This is a genomic window from Mycobacterium persicum, assembly GCF_002086675.1.
Taxonomy (GTDB): Bacteria; Actinomycetota; Actinomycetes; order Mycobacteriales; family Mycobacteriaceae; genus Mycobacterium; species Mycobacterium persicum.
The window spans coordinates 13947-36473 of record NZ_MVIF01000055.1 but is presented as its reverse complement, the minus strand read 5'-3'; the positions used below and the strand labels follow the sequence as shown (position 1 = coordinate 36473).

The 22527-nt window shown below is 66.0% G+C and carries 18 protein-coding genes and 2 pseudogenes; 12 read left to right on the top strand and 8 right to left on the bottom strand.

From position 1 onward, the window contains the following. Positions 1–631: 631 nt before the first annotated feature. Positions 632–3007: a lysylphosphatidylglycerol synthase transmembrane domain-containing protein gene (locus BST40_RS17010; protein WP_075548769.1), complete on the top strand. Its 2376-nt coding sequence runs from the start codon at positions 632–634 to the stop codon at positions 3005–3007. A 116-nt stretch (positions 3008–3123) separates the two neighbouring features. Here BST40_RS17010 and BST40_RS17005 read toward each other — a convergent pair whose 3' ends face one another. After that, on the bottom strand, positions 3124–5766 hold the full coding sequence (locus BST40_RS17005) for a GH92 family glycosyl hydrolase (protein WP_083154886.1): 2643 nt from the start codon (positions 5764–5766) through the stop codon (positions 3124–3126). A gap of 203 nt (positions 5767–5969) precedes the next feature. On the opposite strand from BST40_RS17005, the gene lpqN reads away from it, so the two are divergent. The 4 genes from lpqN (at position 5970) to BST40_RS16985 (ending at position 9050) form a co-directional block, all read left to right on the top strand. After that, complete coding sequence (lpqN, locus tag BST40_RS17000; RefSeq protein WP_075548773.1) at positions 5970–6647, top strand: envelope biogenesis lipoprotein LpqN; 678 nt, start codon at positions 5970–5972, stop codon at positions 6645–6647. Positions 6648–6928: 281 nt separating this feature from the next. After that, positions 6929–7300 (top strand): group I truncated hemoglobin, encoded by a 372-nt coding sequence (locus BST40_RS16995; protein WP_075548767.1) that lies wholly within the window; start codon positions 6929–6931, stop codon positions 7298–7300. 191 nt (positions 7301–7491) lie between these two features. Then, on the top strand, positions 7492–8481 hold the full coding sequence (locus BST40_RS32580) for a PE family protein (protein ID WP_083154884.1): 990 nt from the start codon (positions 7492–7494) through the stop codon (positions 8479–8481). 83 nt (positions 8482–8564) lie between these two features. Further along, the gene (locus BST40_RS16985) at positions 8565–9050 is read left to right on the top strand and encodes a hypothetical protein (protein WP_075548765.1); all 486 of its coding nucleotides are present in this window, start codon (positions 8565–8567) and stop codon (positions 9048–9050) included. 125 nt (positions 9051–9175) lie between these two features. Here the strand turns inward: BST40_RS16985 and BST40_RS16980 are convergent, their stop codons facing one another. Continuing rightward, the gene (locus BST40_RS16980) at positions 9176–9946 is read right to left on the bottom strand and encodes a Mut7-C RNAse domain-containing protein (RefSeq protein ID WP_075548764.1); all 771 of its coding nucleotides are present in this window, start codon (positions 9944–9946) and stop codon (positions 9176–9178) included. Between the two features lie 101 nt (positions 9947–10047). Here BST40_RS16980 and BST40_RS16975 point away from each other — a divergent pair, with 101 nt between their 5' ends. From BST40_RS16975 to phoU, 7 genes and pseudogenes are all read left to right on the top strand, one after another. After that, entirely contained in the window at positions 10048–11193 is a 1146-nt protein-coding gene (locus BST40_RS16975; protein ID WP_075548763.1) for a CapA family protein, read from the top strand. Between the two features lie 76 nt (positions 11194–11269). After that, positions 11270–12385, top strand: a complete 1116-nt coding sequence (ald, locus tag BST40_RS16970) for an alanine dehydrogenase (RefSeq protein ID WP_075548762.1) — start codon at positions 11270–11272, stop codon at positions 12383–12385. A 133-nt stretch (positions 12386–12518) separates the two neighbouring features. Further along, complete coding sequence (locus BST40_RS16965; RefSeq protein ID WP_075548761.1) at positions 12519–12833, top strand: ANTAR domain-containing protein; 315 nt, start codon at positions 12519–12521, stop codon at positions 12831–12833. Positions 12834–12948: 115 nt separating this feature from the next. Continuing rightward, positions 12949–14313: a nicotinate phosphoribosyltransferase gene (locus tag BST40_RS16960; RefSeq protein WP_075548760.1), complete on the top strand. Its 1365-nt coding sequence runs from the start codon at positions 12949–12951 to the stop codon at positions 14311–14313. Between the two features lie 447 nt (positions 14314–14760). Beyond that, positions 14761–14988: pseudogene (locus BST40_RS31765) on the top strand (CBS domain-containing protein); the annotation flags it as partial. Between the two features lie 409 nt (positions 14989–15397). Continuing rightward, on the top strand, positions 15398–15640 hold the full coding sequence (locus tag BST40_RS32895) for a hypothetical protein (RefSeq protein ID WP_075548772.1): 243 nt from the start codon (positions 15398–15400) through the stop codon (positions 15638–15640). Positions 15641–16067: 427 nt separating this feature from the next. Next, the gene (gene phoU, locus BST40_RS16945) at positions 16068–16733 is read left to right on the top strand and encodes a phosphate signaling complex protein PhoU (RefSeq protein ID WP_075548759.1); all 666 of its coding nucleotides are present in this window, start codon (positions 16068–16070) and stop codon (positions 16731–16733) included. Positions 16734–16749: 16 nt separating this feature from the next. Here phoU and BST40_RS16940 read toward each other — a convergent pair whose 3' ends face one another. From BST40_RS16940 to BST40_RS16915, 6 genes and pseudogenes are all read right to left on the bottom strand, one after another. Beyond that, entirely contained in the window at positions 16750–17553 is an 804-nt protein-coding gene (locus BST40_RS16940) for a ribosome hibernation promotion factor (RefSeq protein ID WP_083154880.1), read from the bottom strand. A gap of 81 nt (positions 17554–17634) precedes the next feature. Beyond that, positions 17635–19713, bottom strand: coding sequence for an adenosylcobalamin-dependent ribonucleoside-diphosphate reductase (locus BST40_RS16935; RefSeq protein WP_083154888.1), 2079 nt, complete (start codon positions 19711–19713; stop codon positions 17635–17637). Positions 19714–19743: 30 nt separating this feature from the next. Continuing rightward, positions 19744–20010: a DUF1918 domain-containing protein gene (locus tag BST40_RS16930; protein WP_036399509.1), complete on the bottom strand. Its 267-nt coding sequence runs from the start codon at positions 20008–20010 to the stop codon at positions 19744–19746. A gap of 166 nt (positions 20011–20176) precedes the next feature. Beyond that, complete coding sequence (locus BST40_RS16925; protein ID WP_036419912.1) at positions 20177–20398, bottom strand: hypothetical protein; 222 nt, start codon at positions 20396–20398, stop codon at positions 20177–20179. Between the two features lie 81 nt (positions 20399–20479). After that, positions 20480–21265, bottom strand: a complete 786-nt coding sequence (locus BST40_RS16920) for a VOC family protein (protein WP_083154878.1) — start codon at positions 21263–21265, stop codon at positions 20480–20482. A gap of 14 nt (positions 21266–21279) precedes the next feature. Then, positions 21280–22505: pseudogene (locus BST40_RS16915) on the bottom strand (TIGR03086 family metal-binding protein). Between the last annotated feature and the right edge of the window lie 22 nt (positions 22506–22527).

Genomic DNA, 22527 nt, shown 5'->3' with positions numbered 1-22527 from the left:
GCAACCGGACGCGGCGGCGTCGTACCCCGATACGGACTCAAAATGACCGTAATGTCACGCCCACTATCCGGAGGCTAACCAGGCCCTCTTGGCCAACTTTGAATGGGCAAGCAAGGTTTGAACAGACTGAGGGCGTCGACTGTGCACTGAGGGCACCGAGCGTGCACTGAGGGCGCCGACTGTGCCGTCACGGCGGCCCGATCGCGAATACTTCGCCCTCCATGCACCCTCAAAGCCGCAACTGCACACTCGATACGGCCGCATGGCGGCCGTCCCGGTGCTGACGTGAGACATCCCCGAACACCCGCCACAAGAGAGAGAGAAGACGCGGCGTGGCGCAAACGCAAGTGGACGCCGATGACCAGCAGCTCCTGGTCCCCTTGAATTTTCGAGGAGATGAGCAAACCTCATACTCGTGAGACCGCTGTGACCACACGCCAGGTCGGCTCGGTGAGCACCCCGCCACGCATGCTCGGTGGGGGCCAGAACCCGGCCTGGCGCCCCGGCGCGAGCCGACATCGGCCGTCTTATCCGCAATGGTTAAGTTGTCGACAGGACAGGCACGACCAGCACGGCAAGCACGGCGGACAGCGCGGCGCGAAACCAGATCCGAAGGATCGTCGGAAACAACATGCGAGTTGACGGGCGTGACATCACCGTTTCCGGCAGCTTGCTGCCCCCGGTAATCCGGCGCACCAACGACATCATCCGGCTCACCCTGGCGGCGGTCTTCCTGCCCGCGGTGATCGCAAGTTCACTGTTCACCCGCCCCCAGTGGATCGCGCTGGAGAAATCCATCTCCGAGATCGTCGGCGTCCTGTCGCCCGCCCAGTCCGATCTGGTGTACCTGATCTACGGCATCGCGATTCTGGCGTTGCCGTTCATGATCCTCATCGGCCTGATCGTGTCCCGCCAATGGAAGCTGCTCGGTGCGTATGCGGCCGCCGCCCTCATGGCCTTTCTGCCGTTGTCCATCAACAGCAACCGCATCGCGGCACCTCGTTGGCATTTCGACCTGTCCGACAAGCTCACCACGCTGCCCGCCCAGTTCCTCGATGACCCACGCTGGATCGCGATGCTCGCGGCGGTGCTCACCGTCTCAGGCCCATGGCTGCCGGCCCGCTGGCGGCATTGGTGGTGGGCGCTGCTCCTGGCCTTCGTCCCGATCCACCTCGTCATCAGCGCCATCGTCCCCGCCCGGTCGTTGCTGGGGCTGGCGGTGGGATGGTTCGTCGGCGCGCTGGTGGTCCTGGTCGTCGGCACCCCCGCGCTCGAGGTGCCGCTGGACGGCGCGGTCCGCGCGCTGGCCAGACGCGGATTCGTCGCCTCCATGCTCACCGTCGTGCGCCCGGGCGGACCTGGGCCACTGGTTCTGTCGGCCACCTCGACCGATCCCGAGTCCCGGGCTGCGGTCGAGTTGTACGGCCCGCATCAACGCAGCGGCGGCGCGCTGCGGCAACTCTGGTGGAAGCTGCGGCTGCGCGGCTCCGAGACCGCGCCGCTGCAGACCTCCATGCGCCGCGCCGTCGAGCATCGCGCCCTGATGTCCATCGCCATCGGACAAGCCGGCGTCGCCAATACGTCGACGATCGCGTTGTCCGACCTGGAACGCGGCTGGACCTTGTATGCGCACCAGCCCGTTCGCGGGATCCCCCTCGACGAGTGGACAAGCCAGACCCCGGTGTCCCACGTGTGGAAATCGCTGCGCATCCTGCACGACCACCAGATCTCCCACGGAGACCTCCGCTGCAACGCCATCACCGTCGACGACGGCACCGTGCTGTTCGGTGGGTTCGGCGCCGCCGAATACGGGGCCACCGACGCCCAACTGCAATCCGACATCGCCCAGCTCCTGGTGACGACGACGGCGCTGTACGACGCGCAGTCCACGGTGACGGCGGCGATCGACGCCTTCGGCGCCGACACTATCCTGACGGCCTCGCGCCGGCTCACCAAATCCGCAGTGCCCAAACGGATCCGCGAATCGGTGGCTAACGCCAAGACCGTCATCTCCAACGCCCGCTCGGAGGTGATGCGCCAAACCGGCGCCGATGAAATAGAAACCCAGACCATTACCCGGTTCAGCCGCAGCCAATTCATTCAACTGGTGCTGATCGGCGCGCTGGTCTACGTCGCATACCCGTTCATCAGCACCGTGCCGACCTTCTTCTCTCAGCTCAAACATGCCAACTGGTCGTGGGCGCTGCTGGGTCTGGCGGTGTCGGCGCTGACCTATGTGGGCGCGGCGGCGGCATTGTGGACCTGCGCCGACGGCCAGGTGAGCTTCATGAAGCTGTCGATTGTCCAGGTGGCCAACACCTTTGCCGCAACCACCACCCCGGCCGGCGTGGGCGGGCTCGCCCTCAGCACCCGCTTCCTGCAGAAGAGCGGCCTGACCGCACTGCGCGCCACCGCGGCGGTCGCGCTGCAGCAATCGGTCCAGGTGATCGTCCACCTGGCGTTGCTGATCTTGTTCAGCGCCGTCGCGGGCACCTCGGCGGACCTCTCCCACTTCGTCCCGACCGCCACCGTGCTGTATCTGATCGGAGGTGTGGCGCTGGGTATTATCGGCACGTTTCTGTTCGTGCCCAATCTGCGGCGGTGGCTCTCGACAGAAGTGCGTCCCAAGCTCAAGGAGGTGTCGAGCGACCTGGCCGCGCTCGCCCGCGAACCGCGACGCCTAGCGATTATCCTCTTGGGTTGTGCCGGAACGACACTCGGCGCGGCATTGGCCTTATGGGCCAGCGTCGAGGCCTTCGGCGGCGGGACCACTTTTGTCACCGTGACCGTGGTGACCATGGTCGGCGGTACGCTCGCCTCGGCCGCCCCCACACCCGGCGGCGTCGGCGCCGTCGAGGCGGCGCTGATCGGTGGACTGGCCGCCTTCGGGGTGCCGGCGGCCATCGGAGTCCCCTCGGTGTTGCTGTATCGAGTGCTTACCTGCTGGCTCCCGGTGTTTCTCGGCTGGCCGATCATGCGCTGGCTCACCAAGAACGAGATGATCTGAGCGACCCGCACCGGCCCAGGGCCCGGCCCGCCAGCCACACGGCCGGCCAGATCGTGACGAGATGCTTTGTCCGGGTGATCGATCCATGGTCGCGCACCTCCGCAACGGCGGCTTACCTACTCGTTCGACTCCGTATCCATGACCACGACGAGCACCACCGAACCCCGGTTACTTTCACCCACCGTGGTGGTCAGATACACCAGGTAGTACTCCTCGGGCACCGCCTGCGACACCGTGATCGCCACGTTCACCGATGCCGAGCCATCGTTGGCGAACCGCCCGGATGTCGGCGCCACGGTGATCCCCCCGACCGTGGCCATGCCGGTGATCGTGTAATCGCCGGCGCCGTCGATCATCCGCTGCGCGTCGAGCGTGACGGTCCCCGTAGTCCCCGGCGCAATCGTGACGATGGGCCGCGGAACATTGACCGTCACCGCCGAACTGCCCGCACCGAACGACGGCGGCGCGGAGGACGGGGCGGTGCCCCAGACCTTGTCGGGCTTGGCCGCGAGCGAGAATGCGACGTCACCGCCGGTGCGGATGATCGACTCCGGCAGAAACGTCTTGTCGGTGGGCCGCCCGTCGAGGGTCAGGCCGCTGATGTACTTCATCCGGCCGGGCGCGGATGCGCCGGGGGCGGAGATCCGGATGGATTTGCCTGCCGGAAGCGCGATTACGGCACGATCGAACAGCGGGGTGTTGACGGTGAGGATCGAGGTGCCGGGGGTGCTCGGATACAGTCCGAGTGCCGCCCAGACGTACCAACTGGCCATCGCACCGAGATCGTCGTTGCCCGGCGCCCCGTCGGGCGTGGCCGAGAACAGCCCGCGCACCCGGTCGACGGTGCGCTGGGTCTTCCACGGTTGTCCGAGATAGTTGTACAGCCACGGCACCCCGAAGCCGGGCTCGTTGCCGGCCCACAGATAGGGCTGGTTGGGGCCCACGTTGAGCTTCTTGGTGAAGCGGTCGAGCCGGTCGACCACCGTCTTGCGGCCGCCCAGGGCGGTCACTAGGCCGGCGACGTTGTGCGGCACCCACCAGAGGTATTGCTCGGCGTTGCCCTCGTCGAATCCGTCCTGGCCGAAGCCATCCGGTGTTTCCACAAACCCCGGTCCGTAGCGGAAGAACCCGGTCGCGCTGCGCGGGGAGATATAGCGGGTGCTGGGGTTGAAGAGGTTCTGCCAGTATTGGGCCCGGCCCTGGAATTCGGCCGCGGTGGCGGTGTCGCCGAGCGCCGTGGCGAATCGGGAGATGGTGAAGTCGTCGACCGACCATTCCAGCGTGATCGAAGCCCCGGCGATGCGGCCGTCGGTGCGAAACTCCGCCGTCTGCGGCCCGTAACCCAGCTGCAGGTAGGTGGCGATTCCCGGGCGCTCCACATAGCCGCCCCGCCCGACACCACCCTCAGTTGCGCCCCGCACCATATAGCGCAGCGCCGTGTCGACATCAAAGTCCTTGCCGCCGAACATGTATAGGTTCACGATCAGCGGCACCGCGTTGTCCCCCGTCATCATCCCGGTTGCCGAATTCGCCAGGGGCCAGCGCGGATACGACCCGCTCTGCTCGGCATCGTTGACCAATGACTGTGCCATGTCGCCGGCGCGCTCCGGGAAGAGCAAGCCCTGCAGTGCGGCCAAACTGCGGTAGGTATCCCAGTCGGAGAAGTTGGCGTATTGGGTATGTCCTTGGGCGACAGTATGGATGAGACCGTCGAACCCGAGGTAGTGACCGTCCGCATCGTTGAATGTGTTGGGGTGCAACAGTGACCGGTAGAGGCAGCTGTAAAAGGTCGTCACATCACCGGGATCCCGCCCTGCCACTGCGATGCGCGACAGGGCATTGTTCCATTCGGTCGCGGCGGCCGCGCGAACGTCGTCGAAGCGTGCGCCGCCCTCGGCGGCGAGGTTTGCCCGGGCTCCGTCGATGCTCACGTAGGAGATCGCCGTCCGAACTTCGAGCACCGAGCCGGCCGGAAACTCCACGTATCCCCCGCTGTACCGGGATTGCGCCCGGCGGGCACCGGCGTACACCGCATAGCCGTCCCAGGTGCCGTAGGAGCTGAACGGCCTACTGAACCGCATGGCGAAGTACACGGTGTAGGTGTTGCTCTTGCCGCAGAAGCCTCCGCTGGTGGCCCAACCGGTGATGGTGGTGTTGTCAGCGCCGATCTCGATGGCGGCGCGGGAGTTTCCGGCGAGTGACGCGCCCGAGCGCACCCGGAACGACGCCGGCCGGCCGTCACGGGGGTAGCTGAACCGGCCGAAACCGGTGCGGGTGGTGGCGGTGAGTTCGGCGGTCACCCCGGTCGCCGGGAACCGCACCGTGTAATAGCCGGGCACCCCCACCTCGGTGTCGTCGTGGGCGATCCGCTCCGCGGCGCGCCAGGGTTGCGCCCCGATTGCGGTCGTGGTCGGCAACATCGAAATGTCGCCGAAGGCAGCGCAACCCACCGAGGCGTGGGTCATGCTGAACCCCGTGGAACGCGAATTCTGATACTGGTAGCCGGCGTAGGTGTAGGGGGTGTCCGGTGAATACTGCACCATGCCGAACGGCATCGATGCGCCGGGGAAATTGTTGATCTCCCCGACGATCTCGCCGCCCGAACCGGTGCCGACGAGCGTGTCGACGTGGTCGACCGGATTGGCGACGAAGGTCGGTTCACCGTCGTAGGCCGTGGGCGTAGCCGCAAGCAACGGCACGAAAAGACCCAGCACCGCGACGAGTGCCACCAGGGCCCGCAGCGACCTCCGTGACCGCATAGCTGTCTCTTACTGCACGTAGTGCCGTTCCGTGGCAGTTTCGAGGCGATTGACACCGACAACCGGCCGAAGATTTCCGCCGGTGCAACGGTATGCGTCAAAGTCGTGCACTGATACCGGCTGCGTTTCGTGCGGGTTCGGCTAGTCTCAGTGCCGACGTCGCCGGTGCTGGTACCGGGACCAAGATTCGGGAGATGCAACATATGAAGCACCTGACCGCGGTAGTCGCAGTCGCAGCGGTGAGCCTGGCACTGGCCGGTTGCGGCTCAAAGACCGAAACCAAGACCTCCACGTCGACGTCGTCGACGACGAGTTCCACGTCGACAACATCCGCGTCCTCGACCAGCGCGACACCTGGAGCGCAGGCCAAGAAGACCATCTCCGACTATCTCAACGAGAACCACATCACCGAAACCCCGGTCCACCTGGGTGATCCCGGCTCGCCGACGATCAATTTGCCGATGCCGAACGGCTGGCAGACAGCCAACGACAGTGCCACCTCGTACGGCGCCATCGTCTACAGTCAGCCGGCCGACCCCAAGGACCCGCCCACCATCTCCGCACTGGTCTCCAAACTCACCGGCAACGTGGACCCGGCGAAGATCATCGAGTATGCCCCCGGCGAACTGCAGAACCTGCCCGGATACCAGGGTTCGGGCAACGGGTCCGCGTCCACACTCAGCGGTTTCAATGCCTGGCAGCTGGGCGGCACCTACGTGCGGGACGGCAAGACGCGCGCCGTCGCCCAGAAGACGGTGGTGATCCCCGGTCAGGACGCCGTTTACGTGCTTCAGCTCAACGCCGACTCACAGGAAAGCGAGCAAGGCCCGTTGATGGATGCGACCAGCGTCATCGACGAGCAGACCACGATCACGCAGTAACGCAGTAACTGGCCAGCGCCCGGCCCGCCGGCGGGAGCCGGTGAGCCGCGCGCCTCGCCCCCGCAACTGACCGGCGACAAATAGCCGGGCCCGCCAGACCCAAAACATCATTTCGGTCACCCAGAGTGCAACAGACACAACGGTTTACGCTATTACTCTGGGGTGTGCCCCAAAGAGCGGGAAAATAGCCGGATTTCACTACTCCGGATTCACTGCACGAAACGACAATCTGGATCGAAAACTGTATGTGTCCCGCACCAGCGCAAGCCGAATGGACAACGATGACCAACAGAACACTCTACGAACGGTTGGGTGGTTACGACGCCATTTCCGCTGTGAGCCACGATCTTGTGGACCGCTTGCAAAAAGATCCGCAGCTCGGCCGGTTTTGGCGGCACCGCGGCGAAGACGGCCTGAAGCGGGAACGCCAACTGCTTGTCGATTTTCTATGCGCGGCAACCGGCGGCCCCATGTATTACCGCGGCCGCGACATGACCCTTACCCATCGCGGCATGCGCATCAGCGAAAGCGATTGGGCCATTTTCCTCCAGCACGCCGACGCAACCCTGAAGAGATTTGAAGTCCCCCAAGCCGAATACGACGAGGTTGTCGCGTTCGTCCAGACCACAAAAAGGGAAATCGTCGAAGTGTGAACCCGGGCGCGCAGCCGGGCATCGAGCGCGACGCCATCGCGACCAGCGGCTAGCACCCCGACAAGGCCAGCCGAAAGAACGGCGATCCAGGAAAGACTTCTCGTTTTCCGCCGGTATCGCGGGCTCGCCATTAAGCTGACCGTCGTCTTGATGACCAGCGACCGCGGTAACGGAACCGATGGGAGGCAGAAATGTCCGTTGTGCTCACGCCGGAGCTGGTGACAACGGCAGCACAAGATTTGGCGGCCATACATTCCACATTGGGAGAGGCGAGCGTGACTGCCGCCGGCCCGACGACAGCATTGGCGGCTGCGGCCGAGGACGAGGTATCGGCCGGGATCGCGGCAATGTTCGGTGCCTTTGGCCGGGAATATCAATTAGTCAGCTCCCAAGCTCAGGCATTTCACGAGCGGTTCGTCAACGTGTTGAACGCGAGCGCCGGCGCCTACCGCAGCGCCGAGGCCGCCAATGTGGGCTCATTCACCGCCGCCGCGGCATCGGCCGGCACCGATCCGTTCCAGAGCCTTATCGCGAATACCACCGCCAATCTGCAAAGAATCACCAATATCTGGACTAACAAAACGGCACCTTCCCTGCTTGGGGCGATCACCGGCTATCCGCAGCTGATCTCCACGTCGCTGGCGACCGGAAATCCGCTGCCGCTCCTGGGCATACCCGCACGCCTCGCTCAGGGTGGCACCACGCTGTATCAGGCAATCTCCGCCCCGATGTCGCTGTCGCCGTCACTGACGTTGTCGGGCCTGTCACTCGAGTTGAATCTCGGACTTCCAGAACTTTTGGGGCTCAACGCCTTAGGCGCACCGGTCAACGCAGCCATAGCGGCCGGAACAAGCGCCACATCATTTCTCGGCGCGGTGTCTACGGGGGACCCGGTGGGAGCGGCCACCGCACTCTTCGGTGCGCCGGCCCACATTGTCGACGGCTTCCTCAATGGCCACCAGAGCCTATCGACGCAGCTACTCCTGCCGGGACTGACCGTCACGGCCAATGTGCCGCTGAACGGGCTTCTCGGACCGCTCGAACCGCTCACCGCGACGGCGACGCTGCCCGGTCTGCCGCTACTCAATACCCTCACCGTCACCGGCTCACACTTCGGCGGCCTCGTCCCGACCCTGTTGGAATATGTACCAGAACTGCTCGTGACGTCCCTGGGTCCCTAAGCCTAAGTCCCTCAGCAGCGGACCGGGCAAGGAGAGTGCGGCAAACCCCCCGCTACCAGGCCGCATTGCCCTACGGTATTGGCATGACAAAACAGTCGTACGCGGTGGACGTCGGGCACCCGCCTTCGGCCCTGCTTCGGGCCGTCAACCCGGTTCTTGGCTTCCTCCTGGGCACTCCGCTGGCGGGCCCGATACGCAAACAACTGATGGTGCTGAACTTCACGGGGCGAAAGACGGGACGGCAGTTTTCACTTCCGTTGAGCGCCCATGTGATCGACAACGAGCTGTACGCGCTGACCGGCGCCGGGTGGAAGCAGAATTTCCGCGGCGGCGCCCCCGCGCAGGTCGTCTACGACGGTAAGACGACCGCAATGCGGGGCGAGCTCATCCGGGACCGCGAGGTGGTAACCGATCTCTTCCTGCGCTGCGCCCGTTCCTACGGTCCCAAACGCGCCCAACGGATGATGGGGCTGAAATTCCGCGACCCGCGGATCCCAACACAAGACGAATTCGCCGAGGCCGTCGACCGGTTGAACCTGGCCGCGGTCAAATTGACCCCGGCACCCTAACCGCCCCGTCATAGTGCGAAACCGGCTGCATGCCAGCATCTTTGACGGCCCCGCCGCAGCCACGTCGATGCCATCGGTGGCGCTGGCCGCAATCCTGCTCGTAGCGTGCGGCGGAAAACCCACTTTCAGTCTCCCGGAGCCGCATCGGTAGCCAGCCGGTCGAGGAGCGTGTCGACCTGGCGGACCAGTCGCGCATGATGTGAACCGGCCCAATAGATCCGGCCGCAGTCCAGGCAGTGGTTGAATTCCTGGTAGTAGCGGCGCGTCAGCGGCTCGAGACGGTCCATCACCTCGTCCTTGGAGACCGCCGCCAGCCTGCCGTTGCACCGCACGCACCGGGTGAACGGCGCCAGCCGTTGTCGCAAGTCCAGTCGCCGGATCACCTCGAGCGTCTGCTCTTCGGGATTTTGGGAGTGGACGAACAACCCATGGGTGACCGCGCGCCGCTTCAACAGCCCGCGGTCGCGGGTCAACAGGATTCGCTGCTGCGCCACGCTGACGTCAACCAGCGCCGGATCATCGGCGGCGCTTGACCACCACACGTCCAACCCGAGCAGTCGAAGCAGCCGCGCCAGCCGGCCGAGATTCACGTCGACGACAAACCGCGGATGACGCAACGGCACCGGGCGCAGCCGGGTCGTCGACTCGATGTCGAGTGCCTCGAACATCGGGTAGGCGGCGATGCGATCACCGGTAGCCGGCCGGTGGCTGAAATCTGCTGGATGACCGTTCACCAGGATGAGGTCCACCTCGGTATGCGGAATGCCCATCGCTTCCAGGACATCCTTGACCGTCTGATGGCTGCGGAACGGTCGGCGCACGGTCAGACCGCGCGACTCCGGGTCGACGAAGTCGTTGAGCTCGGCATAGGCCCGCACATCCACGTAACCGACCACTCCTCATGTTCTACCGCTTGCGGGGAACCTGGTTGGTGGGTACACCGAAGTGCGGTGTACCGATTGACTGTGGGCGGTGGTGGTCCGTTGTGGTCGCGGATATGGTGACGATGCTGCTGGGCGGCGACGTCATGCTCGGCCGTGGAGTCGATCAGATCCTGCCGCACCCCGGCCACCCGGAATTGCGTGAGCGCTACCTGCGGGATGCGACGGGGTACGTCCGCCTGGCCGAGCGGGCGAACGGGCCGATTCCGCGTCCCGTCGATTGGCGGTGGCCGTGGGGTGAGGTGCTCGATGTCCTCGACGACGTCGGCGCCGACGTCCGCGTGGTCAATCTGGAGACGACGATCACCACAAGCAACCAATTCGCAGACCGCAAGCCGGTGTGTTACCGGATGCATCCGGATAACGTGGCAGCGCTGACGGCGTTGCGACCGGACGCGTGCGCGCTGGCCAACAACCACATTCTCGACTTCGGCTACCGGGGGCTGACCGACACCATCGCGGCCCTCGCCGCCGCCGGCATCCGGGGCGCCGGGGCGGGCCCCGACCTGCCCACCGCCCGCCGCCCGGCGGTCGTCACGGTCAGCGACCGGCACCGGCTCATCATCGGCTCGGTCGCGACCACATCCAGCGGTGTCCCCGAATCCTGGGCCGCGCAACACAACCGGCCCGGAGTCTGGCTGGTTCGTGATCCGTCCCAGCCCGAGGCCGCCGACGACGTCGCGGCACAGCTGCTGGCCGGCAAAGACGACGGCAAAAGCGATGGTGTCACCGTCGTCTCGGTGCACTGGGGAACCAATTGGGGCTACGCGGTAGCGCCGAGTGAAATCGCGTTCGCACACCGACTGATCGACGCCGGTATCGATATCGTGCACGGCCACTCGTCGCACCATCCCAGGCCGATCGAGATCTACCGCGGCAAACCGATCATGTACGGCTGCGGTGACGTCATCGACGACTACGAGGGCATCGGCGGACACGAGTCGTTCCGCGGCGACCTCAGGCTGCTGTATTTGGCCTCCGCCGATGCTGCGACGGGAAAACTGGTCTCGCTGAAGATGATTCCGCTTCGGGTTAAGCAGATGCGCCTGCATCGCGCCTCCTCGGCCGACGCCGAGTGGTTACGCCGCACCATCGAACACGTCAGCCGCCGGTTCGGGATTCGGGTCACCGCCGGTCCCGACGATCTGCTCGAGGTGTCCTCAGCCGGGGACACCCATTCTCCGGTGGCGGTGCCGAGCTGAGGCCGCACCGCCGGCACGCCGTAAGCATCCGCCGGATAGGGTCGTCGGCGTCATTGACCATCTACCAGGAGTTGCCATGCGAGTCGGCGTCCCGACCGAGACCAAGAACAACGAGTTCCGCGTCGCCATCACCCCGGCCGGTGTCAGGGAACTGACCCGTCGGGGCCATCAGGTCACCATCCAGGCCGGAGCCGGTGAGGGATCGTCGATTCCCGACGCCGACTACGTCGCCGCCGGCGCCAAGATTGCCGACACCGCCGAACAAATATGGGCCGACGCTGAGCTGCTGCTGAAGGTCAAGGAGCCCATCGAGATTGAGTACGGGCTGCTGCACCGCGGGCAGATCCTGTTCACCTACCTGCACCTTGCCGCGTCGTTGCCGTGTACCGAAGCGCTGCTGCGTTCGGGGGTGACGTCGATCGCCTACGAGACGGTGCAGACGGTCGACGGCGACCTGCCGTTGCTGGCCCCGATGAGCGAGGTCGCCGGTCGGCTGGCTGCCCAGGTCGGGGCCTACCAGCTGATGAAGCCGGCTGGCGGACGCGGCATCGTGATGGGTGGGGTGCCCGGCACCGGCCCGGCCGATGTCGTCGTGATCGGCGCCGGCACCGTGGGCTACAACGCGGCGCGAGTCGCCGCCGGGATGGGCGCACACGTCACCGTCCTCGACGTGAACATCGAACGGCTGCGCCAACTCGACGCCGAGTTCGGCGGCCGGATCCGCACCCGGTATTCCACCGGACTCGAACTCGAGGGTGCGGTCAAACGGGCCGACCTGGCGATCGGCGCCGTCCTGGTGCCCGGGCACAAGGCACCCAGACTCGTGTCGAATTCGCTTGTGGCGCAGATGAAACCGGGGGCAGTGCTACTCGATGTGTCGATCGACCAGGGCGGGTGCTTCGAGGACTCCCGGCCCACCACCCACGACCAGCCCACGTTTCGCGTGCACGACACGGTGTTCTACTGCGTGGCCAACATGCCCGGCGCGGTGCCGCGGACATCCACGTTCGCGCTGACCAACGCGACGCTGCCCTATGTGCTCAAGCTGGCGGACCAGGACTGGCAGGCCGCATGCCGATCCGATGTCGCGCTGGCTAACGGGCTGTCCACCCACGAGGGTTTGCTGCTCAGCGACGAGGTGGGCGCCGACCTGGGGTTGCCGTTCACCGATCCGGTGCCGCTGTTGAGCTGACCGGTCGGGCGACTTCGGCCCGTCGGGCCGGCACCGAGTGCCCTTCGGCCCCTCGTCGATGGGCCTTATGACTCTGCCCACACCACGACACGGCTGGCCACTATCGAGGGCATCGCCAACAAGGGAGCACACGGTGGACCTACGACAGACCGACCGCGCGCGCGATGCTCGTCGCGGCGGCCAGCGAAGACTCGGCGCCGCCGAGGGTGTGCTGGTTGCGCTGCGGCATTGCAGCCTCGACGAGGCCTTCACCGACATCGTGCAAACGGCCAAGCAGCACAATGTGGCCCCGATGGAATTGGCCCACGGATTGGTGGCGATCGCCGAGAACGACGTGACGTACGACGTTGACGATGCGGTCGTGGCCGCCGTGAGCCGCGCCTGGGGCGACCTCTTGGCCAGGTCCGGGCAGGATCGCTACGGCGAGCCCGCGCCGCAAGCGCACTAGCCGATGCCGGTGGCGCCACAGGCCTGCCAAATTCGCTGGACACCAATGATTTTCGAGGTTCTCGTGCACAGGCGTGGACGTTACGAGTCGAGAGGCAGGGGATAACCAGACAGCCATGGCGATCCGTCAGGACATCGGGGCGCTGTTCACCGACCTGTACCAGGTGGCGATGGCGCAGGCCTACTGGACCCAAGCGATGTCGGGCACAGCGGTTTTCGAGACGTTCTTCCGCAAGCTCCCACCGAGCCGGTCCTACATCGTCGCCGCCGGCTTGGCCGACGTGATCGACTTCCTCGAATCGTTTCGATTTGACGAACAGGATCTGGACTACCTGCGCGGCCTGGGCCAGTTCTGCGACGAGTTCCTGCGGTGGCTCGCCGGCGTGCGCTTCACCGGAGAGGTCTGGGCGGTGCCGGAAGGAACCGTGGTCTTTCCCAACGAGCCGATTGTCGCGGTGATCGCGCCGATCATCGAAGCGCAGCTCGTCGAAACCTTTGTGCTGAACCAAATTCACCTGCAAAGTGTGCTCGCGAGCAAGGCCGCGCGGGTGGTCGGCGCCGCCCGCGGACGGCCGGTGGTGGACTTCGGCGCCCGGCGCGCTCACGGCGCCGATGCCGCCCTGAAGGTCGCACGCACCAGCTACCTTGCCGGTGCGGCAGGCACGTCGAATCTGCTGGCAGCCCGGCACTACGGGATTCCCGCGTTCGGCACGATGGCCCATAGCTATGTGCAAGCCTTCGACGACGAGATCGACGCCTTCGACACGTTCGCTCGCCTCTACCCCGGCACCACGCTGCTCGTCGACACCTACGACACGCTGCGCGGCGTGGATCGGGTCATCGAGCTGGCGCGGCGACTCGGCGATCGCTTCGACGTGCGGGCGGTCCGGCTGGATTCGGGCGACCTCGGCGCGCTGTCGATGGCGGCGCGCGCACGGCTGGACGCCGCGGGTCTCAACCGGGTCGAGATCTTCGCCTCGTCGGGCCTCGACGAGCATCGCATCGCCGCGCTGGTGGCTGCAGGCTGCCCGATCGACGGCTTCGGCGTGGGCACCAACTTGGTTGTCGCGGCCGACGCCCCTGCCCTCGACATGGCCTACAAGCTGGTGGAATACAACGCTATCGGCCGCACCAAGTTGTCCAGTGGCAAGGTGATCTATCCGGGACGAAAACAGCTGTTCCGCAGCTTCGAGCACGGCAGGTTCCGCGGGGACATGCTCGGCCGGCACGACGAAAAGCTGCCCGGTGAGCCATTACTGGTGCCCGTCATGAGCAACGGACGAAGCATCGCACCGCACGTGTCCGACTTGGAGGCCGCGCGTAGCCGTGCCCGGCAGCAGAGCGGCGCGCTGCCGCCGGAGCTTCGTTCGCTCGAGGACACCGGCTACTCGTATCCGGTGACCGTCAGCGACCGGGTGGTGAATGAACTCGAGCGGATACGGCACGGCTATGCGGCGGGGCAGGGCCCGCAGCTCCGGTGATCGCGACCGGCGTGGGCGGCGGCACGCACTCGACATGGATCTCCACCGGAGATGGCGAGCAAAGCCGCCAACTCGTGCAGCGCTTCGGCCGCAATGTCATTCGAACGCTTCCGCGGTCCCGCGTCACCTACCAGCTCGAGCAGGCCCAACCAGATACAGAATCGACTCCGGATGCTCGCTCGCCAGTGGTCGAAAGGCGCGATTTTCGGGCCTTTCGCGCCACAGATCAATGAAACCCCTGACCCCGGGTTCCGGCCAAGCGCCGATGCCGTTCAGACTTACCCATCGGCGCGGCCCGCACGACCGACGCCCAAGTCTGAACATTCCGTGCCCAACGTCGTCGCGGCGAAGGCCCAATGGCCCTAGAACGGCCCGCTCGTCATCCCTAGATTTCGGACTGGTGCAACGTCGAAAACCTGGCGTTACCGAAGTTGTAGGAGGAATGCCATGAGCACCGCCAAAGACATCATGCACGCCGGAGCCACCTGTGTCGGCGAACATGAGACCCTCGCCGCCGCGGCCCAACACATCCGTGATCTCGGTGTGGGCGCTCTGCCGATCTGCGGCGACGACGACCGCCTGCACGGGATGATCACCGACCGTGACATTGTCATCAAATGTGTTGCCGCCGGCCACGACCCGAACACGATGACCGCAGGCGAGCTGAGTCCGGATGGCTCTACCTCACCGCCCACCGCCGCGGCCAGGCCGCAACGTCCGAAGACAGCGCGGCCCTCATTCATGTGCCCGGCGAGTGTCCACGGCCCGGAGAACACGTTCCGCGAAGCTAGCCGGTCATCGCGATCGTCGAACAAGCGCGCCGAAAGGGCTCGTTTCTGAACGTTAATGTGTTGTCCGCCAACGCTTCTGGTCATGGATGACTGGCGGCGCTGCCCCGGCGGCATGTCATCATTACAGCAATCGGCGATTCATAGAGAGGGCAACGCCAATGGCCGAGCACCCCACGCAACGACAGAAGCCGCAGAAGAAGGCGACCGCCAAGAAGACGACCGCCCAAGCAAAAAAGGCCGTTAAGCGTTCCGTAGCCAGGAAGGCGGGGCAGAACGCAACGGCGAAGACAGCGGTGGAACGCGGTGCGAGGATTCTGGTCCTCACCGATGATCCCCGCAGGAGCGTCGTGATTGTGCCCGGTTGCCACATCGATTCGATGCGTCAGGAAGGCGACGCGTATTTCTTCGAGGACGGCAACGCGCTAGTGGGGATGATCGTCGAGGGCGGCACGGTCGAGTATCACCGTGCCGACCGCACATATGTCGTGCGGCTCACCGACGGAAGGCATACGGCTAAGTCATCTGCCGAATGTTGATCGGCGCGTCGATCAACCCCGTTCAAAGGTCAGCGATGAAGAAATTCCGACCAGACCTTCATGTGCGGCTGTAGTTCCGCGGCGGCTAAGCCTGCGGCTGCGGCAGCACCCGGATTTCGTTCGGGAGCTGATCCAGAGTCTTGGCCACCTGGGCCCCGCGGGAGGAAGTGCAGTAGAGCGGCGGTAACCGCACGCCACGCCGCCGGTCCCGAAGGGACCGTGGTCAGTCACCGAAGGGACCTAATTCCATTCCGCTGGGCGTGAGATCGCGACACACTCGGCAGATGGGGCCATTTGAGGATCGCAGCGACGCCGGACGGCAGTTAGCGCATGCGGTCGAATGTTGCAGCGGATAGAACTGCGTCGTCGCGCGGCTGGTGCCGCTGGGAGTCGTTAAAGGCTGACCACACAAGGAGGGTACGAGACCCTGCGAACCGTCTATCATGAGCGACTCACCGACCTGGCTGACCAGCTGGGCAGGCTGTGCGGTTTGACCGCGGCCGCGATGGAACGTGCGACGCGGGCGCTGTTGCAGGCCGACGCCGCCGCCGCGCTACAGGTCATCAGCGACCACGACCACATGGCGGCACTGCGAAACCATGCCGAAGAAAGCGCCTTCAGCTTGTTGGCGCTGCAGCAGCCGGTGGCCGGCGAGCTGCGCAGCATCGTCGGCTCCATTCAGGTAGTCGCCGACCTGGACCGGATGGACGCGCTGGCGGTGCACGTCGCCAAGATCGTCCAACAGCGACAGCCAGACCGCGTGCTGCCCACCGACGTTGAGCATCATTTCGCCGAAATGGGTGGGGCGGCAGTAGAGCTGGCGCATTGCGCCCAAGAAGTGGTGATGACCCGTAATGCCGAGATGGCAGCCCACATTCGCGAACAAGACGACGAGATGGATGAGCTGCACCGACAACTCTTGACCACACTGATGGATCGCGACTGGAAGCACGGGGTTAAGAGCGCCGTCGACATCGCTTTGCTGGGCCGCTTCTACGAGCGCTTCGCCGACCACGCCGTCGAGATCGGCAGGCGGGTGGTCTTCGAAGCGACTGGCGCCCTGCTACCCGAACAGGAAATCGGAACGTATTAGGCCTCGTAGCCTCGGGCTAGCCCGCCGGGGTGATCAACCCGTAGTGACCGTCGTAGCGGTGATACAAGACGCTGGCGCGGCCTTGGGCGGCGTCGATGAAGAACAGGAAAGGCAGCCCGAGCAGGCTCAGCCGCTCGGTGGCCTCCTGCAGGCTCAGGCATGGCGCCGGCTGCGCGCTGATGGTCACGTCGAGCTCGAACGGACTGAGCTGATCGGCGGGCACCGGGGCCACCAGCGCGAGGCGGTAGCCCGTCGGACCACCGCGGTAAAGGACCCCGGCGGTGGCGGTGGACTTTTCGGTGAAAAGGTGAAAGTCGTAGTCGAGCAGATTCATTTCGAGCGCGGCCTCGTCGACCGTGCAGGGCGCCATGGTGAACGACTTGCGCCGGATGACGCGGCGTTCCTCGGCCGGACGGGGAAAGTGGCTCGGCCGGTGGCTGGGCTCGGACACATGGCGCCATTCGTGCGGACCAGCTGCCGGTTGCTCGCCCCGCCGCGACTCCCAATGTTCGGCGACCCGTTCCAGCCGATGCCGCAACCGCGACTCGAGCAGATCGATCGCTTCCTGCGCGGTCTCGCCTTGGGCTTGGGCCCGCACCAGCCGGCCGTCGACGTCGAGGTTGCCCTGCGCGACCACGGGCCGCTCCACCGCCGGGTCACGATGCTCGGTAACCCTGACGCGGGCGTGCAGCACCGGCCGGTGGGTGAGCCGTCCGAGTTGGCCGATCTTGGTGCGTGCGTAATCGGCCGCTCCGGGAAGGTCGCCGCGGGTGGTTACGTCGACCTCGATGTCTGGTGGTAATTCTGTCTCGTGGCGCATGCCCTCCTTACTACGCCGCGAATCCGCATGCGGGCCAGGGCCAAAGGTCATCACGCAGCCCAGGGCAGCCGGGGGGCACGGTCAGAATTCGCAGGACCGCCCGGCGCAGCCGCCGCTGAACTCGGTGTCAGCCCGCGCCAGTACCGGTTCCGGCGCGGCGTAGGACAACACCTGCCCTGCCCGGCTGCCGTAGCGATAGACCGTGATGCCCTTGACTTTTGCCCGCCACGCGGACAGATAGACGGCCCGGACGTCGTCGACCGTTGCGCCGGCGGGCAGGTTGACGGTCTTGGATACCGCGGCGTCGACGTGGCGCTGCACGGCGGCCTGCATCCGCAGGTGCCACTGCGGCGCGATCTCGGCCGCGGTCGGGAAGGCCGCGCGCACCTCGGCGGGCAGCCGCGGATAGCCACGCACCCCGCCGCGCTGCGCGATCTCGGCGACCAGCTCATCGCGGTAGAAACCCTGATCGCGGGCCAGCCGGTCGAAGCACGGGTTCACCTCGAGCAGGTGCCTGCCGACGATGGCGCGGGTGAAGGCGATGGCGAACATCGGCTCGATCCCGGCGGTGGTGCCGGCGATCAGTGAGATGGTGCCGGTCGGGGCGACGGAGGTGACCTGCGCGTTGCGCCGCGGTCCGGAACGGGCCAGCCGGCTGTCGGCGAACGTGGGGAAGGAGCCCCGGTCCTCGGCCAGCCGCCTCGATGCCAGGTGCGCGTGCCGCTGGATGCGGCGCATGACCTGACCGGCCAGCCGCACGCCCTCGTCACTGTCGTACGGAATGCCCAGTGTGGCAAGCAGTTCCGCCAAACCCATGACCCCCAGCCCGATTTTGCGGCTGGCGCGGGCGGCCTCGGCCAGCTCGGGAAAGGGGTAGCGGCTGACGTCGATGACGTCGTCGAGGAACCGCACCGCCACTTCGGTGACCGCACCGAGCCGGTCCCAGTCAAGGTGTCCGTTGGTGATCATCCGAGCCAGGTTGACCGAGCCCAGATTGCAGGACTCGTAGGGCAGCAGCGGCACCTCCCCACACGGGTTGGTCGCCTCGATCCGGCCGCGTGCCGGCACCGGATTGGCCCGGTTGATCGTGTCGAGAAACACCAGTCCAGGGTCGCCGCAGGTGTGCGCGGCGTGGCAGATCGCGTCGAACAGTTCGACCGCCGGCATGCGTGCGACGGTCTTGCCGGTGCGCGGGTTGACCAGGCGATGCGCGCCGCCGCGCTCGACGGCGCGCAGGAACGCGTCATCGACGCCGACCGATAGGTTGAAATGAGTGAGATGGCTGGGTGATTCGGTCTTGGCGGTGACGAAGTCGCAGATATCGGGATGCGACGCGTCGAGCACCGCCATGCAGGCGCCGCGGCGCCGGCCGCCCATCGAGACGACATTTGCGGCGACATCGTAAAGCCGCAGAAACGAGACCGGTCCGCTGGCCGTGCCGCCGGTGGTGGCCACCCGGTCCCCGGCGGGCCGCAGGCGGCTGAAGGCGTAGCCGGTGCCGCCGCCGGCGCGCTGCACCTCGGCGGCCTGTCCCAGGGTCGCAAAGATCGACCGCAGCGAATCCTCAACCGGCAGAACGAAACAGCCGGAAAGCAACCCCAGCTCGGTGCCGGCGTTCATCAGGGTCGGCGAATTCGGCAGGAATTCGAGGTTGCGCAACAACGTCGCAAACCGCTCGGCCCACTGCGCCGACGAGCCGGTCCGGTACTCGTCCTCGGCGGCGGCCACACACCGCGCCGTCCGGTCCATCATCTCGCCCGTCGACTCGGTGGGCCGGCCCCGCGCGTCGCGCAGCAGATAACGTTCGCGCAGGACCGTCACGGCCGCCAAACTCAGCTTCAGCTCGTCACGCACCCCCAGCAAGGCCTTGCCCGCGCGCAGTTCGGCGCGCCGTTGCCGGTAGATGATGTAGGCGCGGGCGACGTCGTCCAGACCTGCCTCGCCCAGCCGCGCCTCGACGAAGTCCTGGATGCGTTCGACGGATGCGGTCCGGGGACCTAATGTTTCGGCGACTGCCCTCGCGATGGTGGCCGGCATGTCGGGATCGTCGTAAGCCACCTCACGGGCGGCCCGCGCTACCGCGGCTTCGATCCGTGCGATATCGAACGGCACCAACGTTGTGTCTCGGCGCCGAACTTGCGCCGGCCATCGGGCCGCCATGGCCGACTCCATCGCCGGAGCCGATGCTGCCTACGTGCTCTTGCCGTGCATGATCGCCGACTGCACCACCCCGAACCGATGCTGCGCGCGCTCGTCGGCCGCCTTCTGCTCCGCAGCGGTAACGACGACCGCGTCCGGACCGGGGACCACAGTCGCCACGTGATCGGTGTCGAGCCAACGCACGACGTAGGGCGGTGAGCCATCGGCTGAATGCACCTCGATGATCAACCCCCGGTGGTCCGGTCGGTCGATCGTCGTGCCCTTGATCACCAGCCAGTCTCCGACATTCGCCTTCACCAACATCCCCCTTCCTCGCACAAGTCCAATCGTCCGCTCATCCGGCGCGCTGGCGGGAGGGCAGTAGGCCACCACCTCCGGTGGCCGAAAGTCCCTCGGCCGCCGTTGCGGTTCTGCCGGCTCGGCGCCGGCATCGTGGCGGCATCGTGGCGGCATCGTGGCGGCATCATTGCCATTTCAGATCGTCGTCCAGCTCGTCGCCTTGGGTGCCGCGCTGATCCTCCGACCGGGTATCGATCGTCACCTCCTGCCAATATGACGGACTGTAGAGATGAATATCGTTGCCGCTGAGGACCTTCAGCACGCCGCCGGTGAGTACTTCATAGGTGGCCCCGTCCGGGAACTCGGCATCGTCGTCGCGGTCTCGAATCTGTATCCACATTTTCATACTGCGAGAGTCCCTCGGCATCGGCAGATCAGGATTCTTGACGCTACCGCAGTCGATTACTCCCTTAACGCGCGCGAGGCCCTACTGCTGCGGCGCGGGCTTCAGCACACTGAATACGGCTCCCTGCGGGTCGGACAAGACGGCCGAGCGTCCCACCGACGGAATGTCGAACGGCTCCGCGATCACGTGACCGCCTTCCGCCGACGCCTTCGCCGCGGTGGCGTCGGCGTCGTCGACAAAGAAGTACACCAGCCAATGGTTGGGTATCCCGGGCCTGGGCGGCTCCATGCAGCCGCCGACATCCGCGCCGCCGGCCTTGAGCACCCGGTAGTGCTCGCCGGGGGCCATCTCCATCGTCGTGTGGGTCAGACCCAGCACGGCCTGGTAGAACGCCAGCGCGGAATCCGGCTTGTCCGTGATCAGTTCGTTCCACATCACCGCGCCGGGCTCGTTGACCAGCGTTGCGCCGATATGCCGGTTGGCCTGCCACATGCCCACCACGGCGCCGGTCGGGTCGGCGACGAAGGCCATCCTGCCGGCGTCGCCGACGTCGAAGGCTGGCATCAGCACCTGTCCGCCCGCGCTGGCCACCTTTCCGACCGCCGCGTCGACGTCGTCCGCCGCGATATAGGTGTTCCACATCGGTGGCCTGCCCTCCGGCGCGCCCGGCGGCATCGGCGCGATGGCGGCCACCGTTTCGCCGTTCAATGTGGCCATGGAGTAGACGCCAGCTCCGCCGGGCATCGGATTGTCGTCGTAGCTCCAGCCGAACAGCGACGAGTAAAACTGCTTGGCCGCAGACTGATCGGTGGTCTGCAGATCGACCCAGTTCGGAGTGCCCTGCGTGTATTCGGTTCTTTTGGGCATGATGTGACCTTTCGTTAGTTGGCGGATCCGTGGGCCGGGGCCGGGTCACGGCCGGTGAAGGCGATCAATCGATCAAGGACCGGGGCAAAGGCTTCGGTTGCCACGGGTGGGTCGAAACCGCCGCTACTACGGGATGCGGGAGTAATGATCTTGCCGGCCAATCCCAGCACGTATTCCGACAACGACGGGGAGACGACCACGTGCCGATCCGCGGCAATCGCGAAGTCCCAAGCATGAACCAGAAATTCAAGACACAGAATACCGACCGGAACAACTGCGGGCACCTGGTTCGTGTTCAGCTCGACCATGCCGTCCACACCCCGTCGCCGCCACGCTTCCAACACGGCCTGTGCCGCGTCCGCAACCTGAGTTTCCAACGGCGCCGTCGAGTCCCGGGGCGGCAGCTGCGCCTCGGCGGCGCTGCCGACAATCGCGAGCGAACGCAGCAGATGATCCGCCAGTTGTGCCACGTTGTATTGCTGACATGGTGTTTGACGGGGTTGATCGGCGGTGTCAAGTCGCCGCAGTACGTGCTGCAGAACCGCCAACGTCGCCTCAGCGCACGATAATTCGTCGAGCGAGTCGGGTACTGCCGCCCAGTCGTCCGGGCCGGCGTCGTCGTGCAGGGCCGCAGCGACCAGCCGGCCCAGGTAATGATTCCAGCCGTCGGCATGCGGGGCAGCCTGTTCCTCGGTCAGCCCGTCGTGGACCAACCGAACCTCGGTGCCACCGTCCGCCGGGGTGAGCGTGACTGTCACCGTCGAGTCGCCTGGCGCGGGATCACCGTGGTCCTCCCACCCCCAGGAGAACACCACCCGCCGGCCCGGGTCCACATCCATGATCGCACCAACCGCCGTGTGCCCCGGAGTCACCGTCCATCGGTAGGCTCCACCGGCACGCGGCTCGATACGCGCGGCCACGGTCATCCACCGGCGAAGCCGGTCTGGCCGAGTGAGCAGCGCGAAGGTCTCGTCGGCATCCGACGGCACGACGACGACCTTTTCGTACGGCATGGCGAACCCTCCTAGCGGTGACCGGTAGCCGTTGGCATCGACGACGAGGCGGTGACAGCCCTGCTTGCGGGACTCAGCCAAGCCACCACGGCGAGGCTCGCGAGATGTTGCGAGATCGCCGACGGGGCAACCGCAACCCGCGACCCGAGCTGGTTGACGGTGTGTTCACCAGGTGCCAACGGTTGGAGCGGCCCACGCCGGGCCGACTCTGCCGCGACTTCGGACAAGTCGAGCACACGCCAATACGTT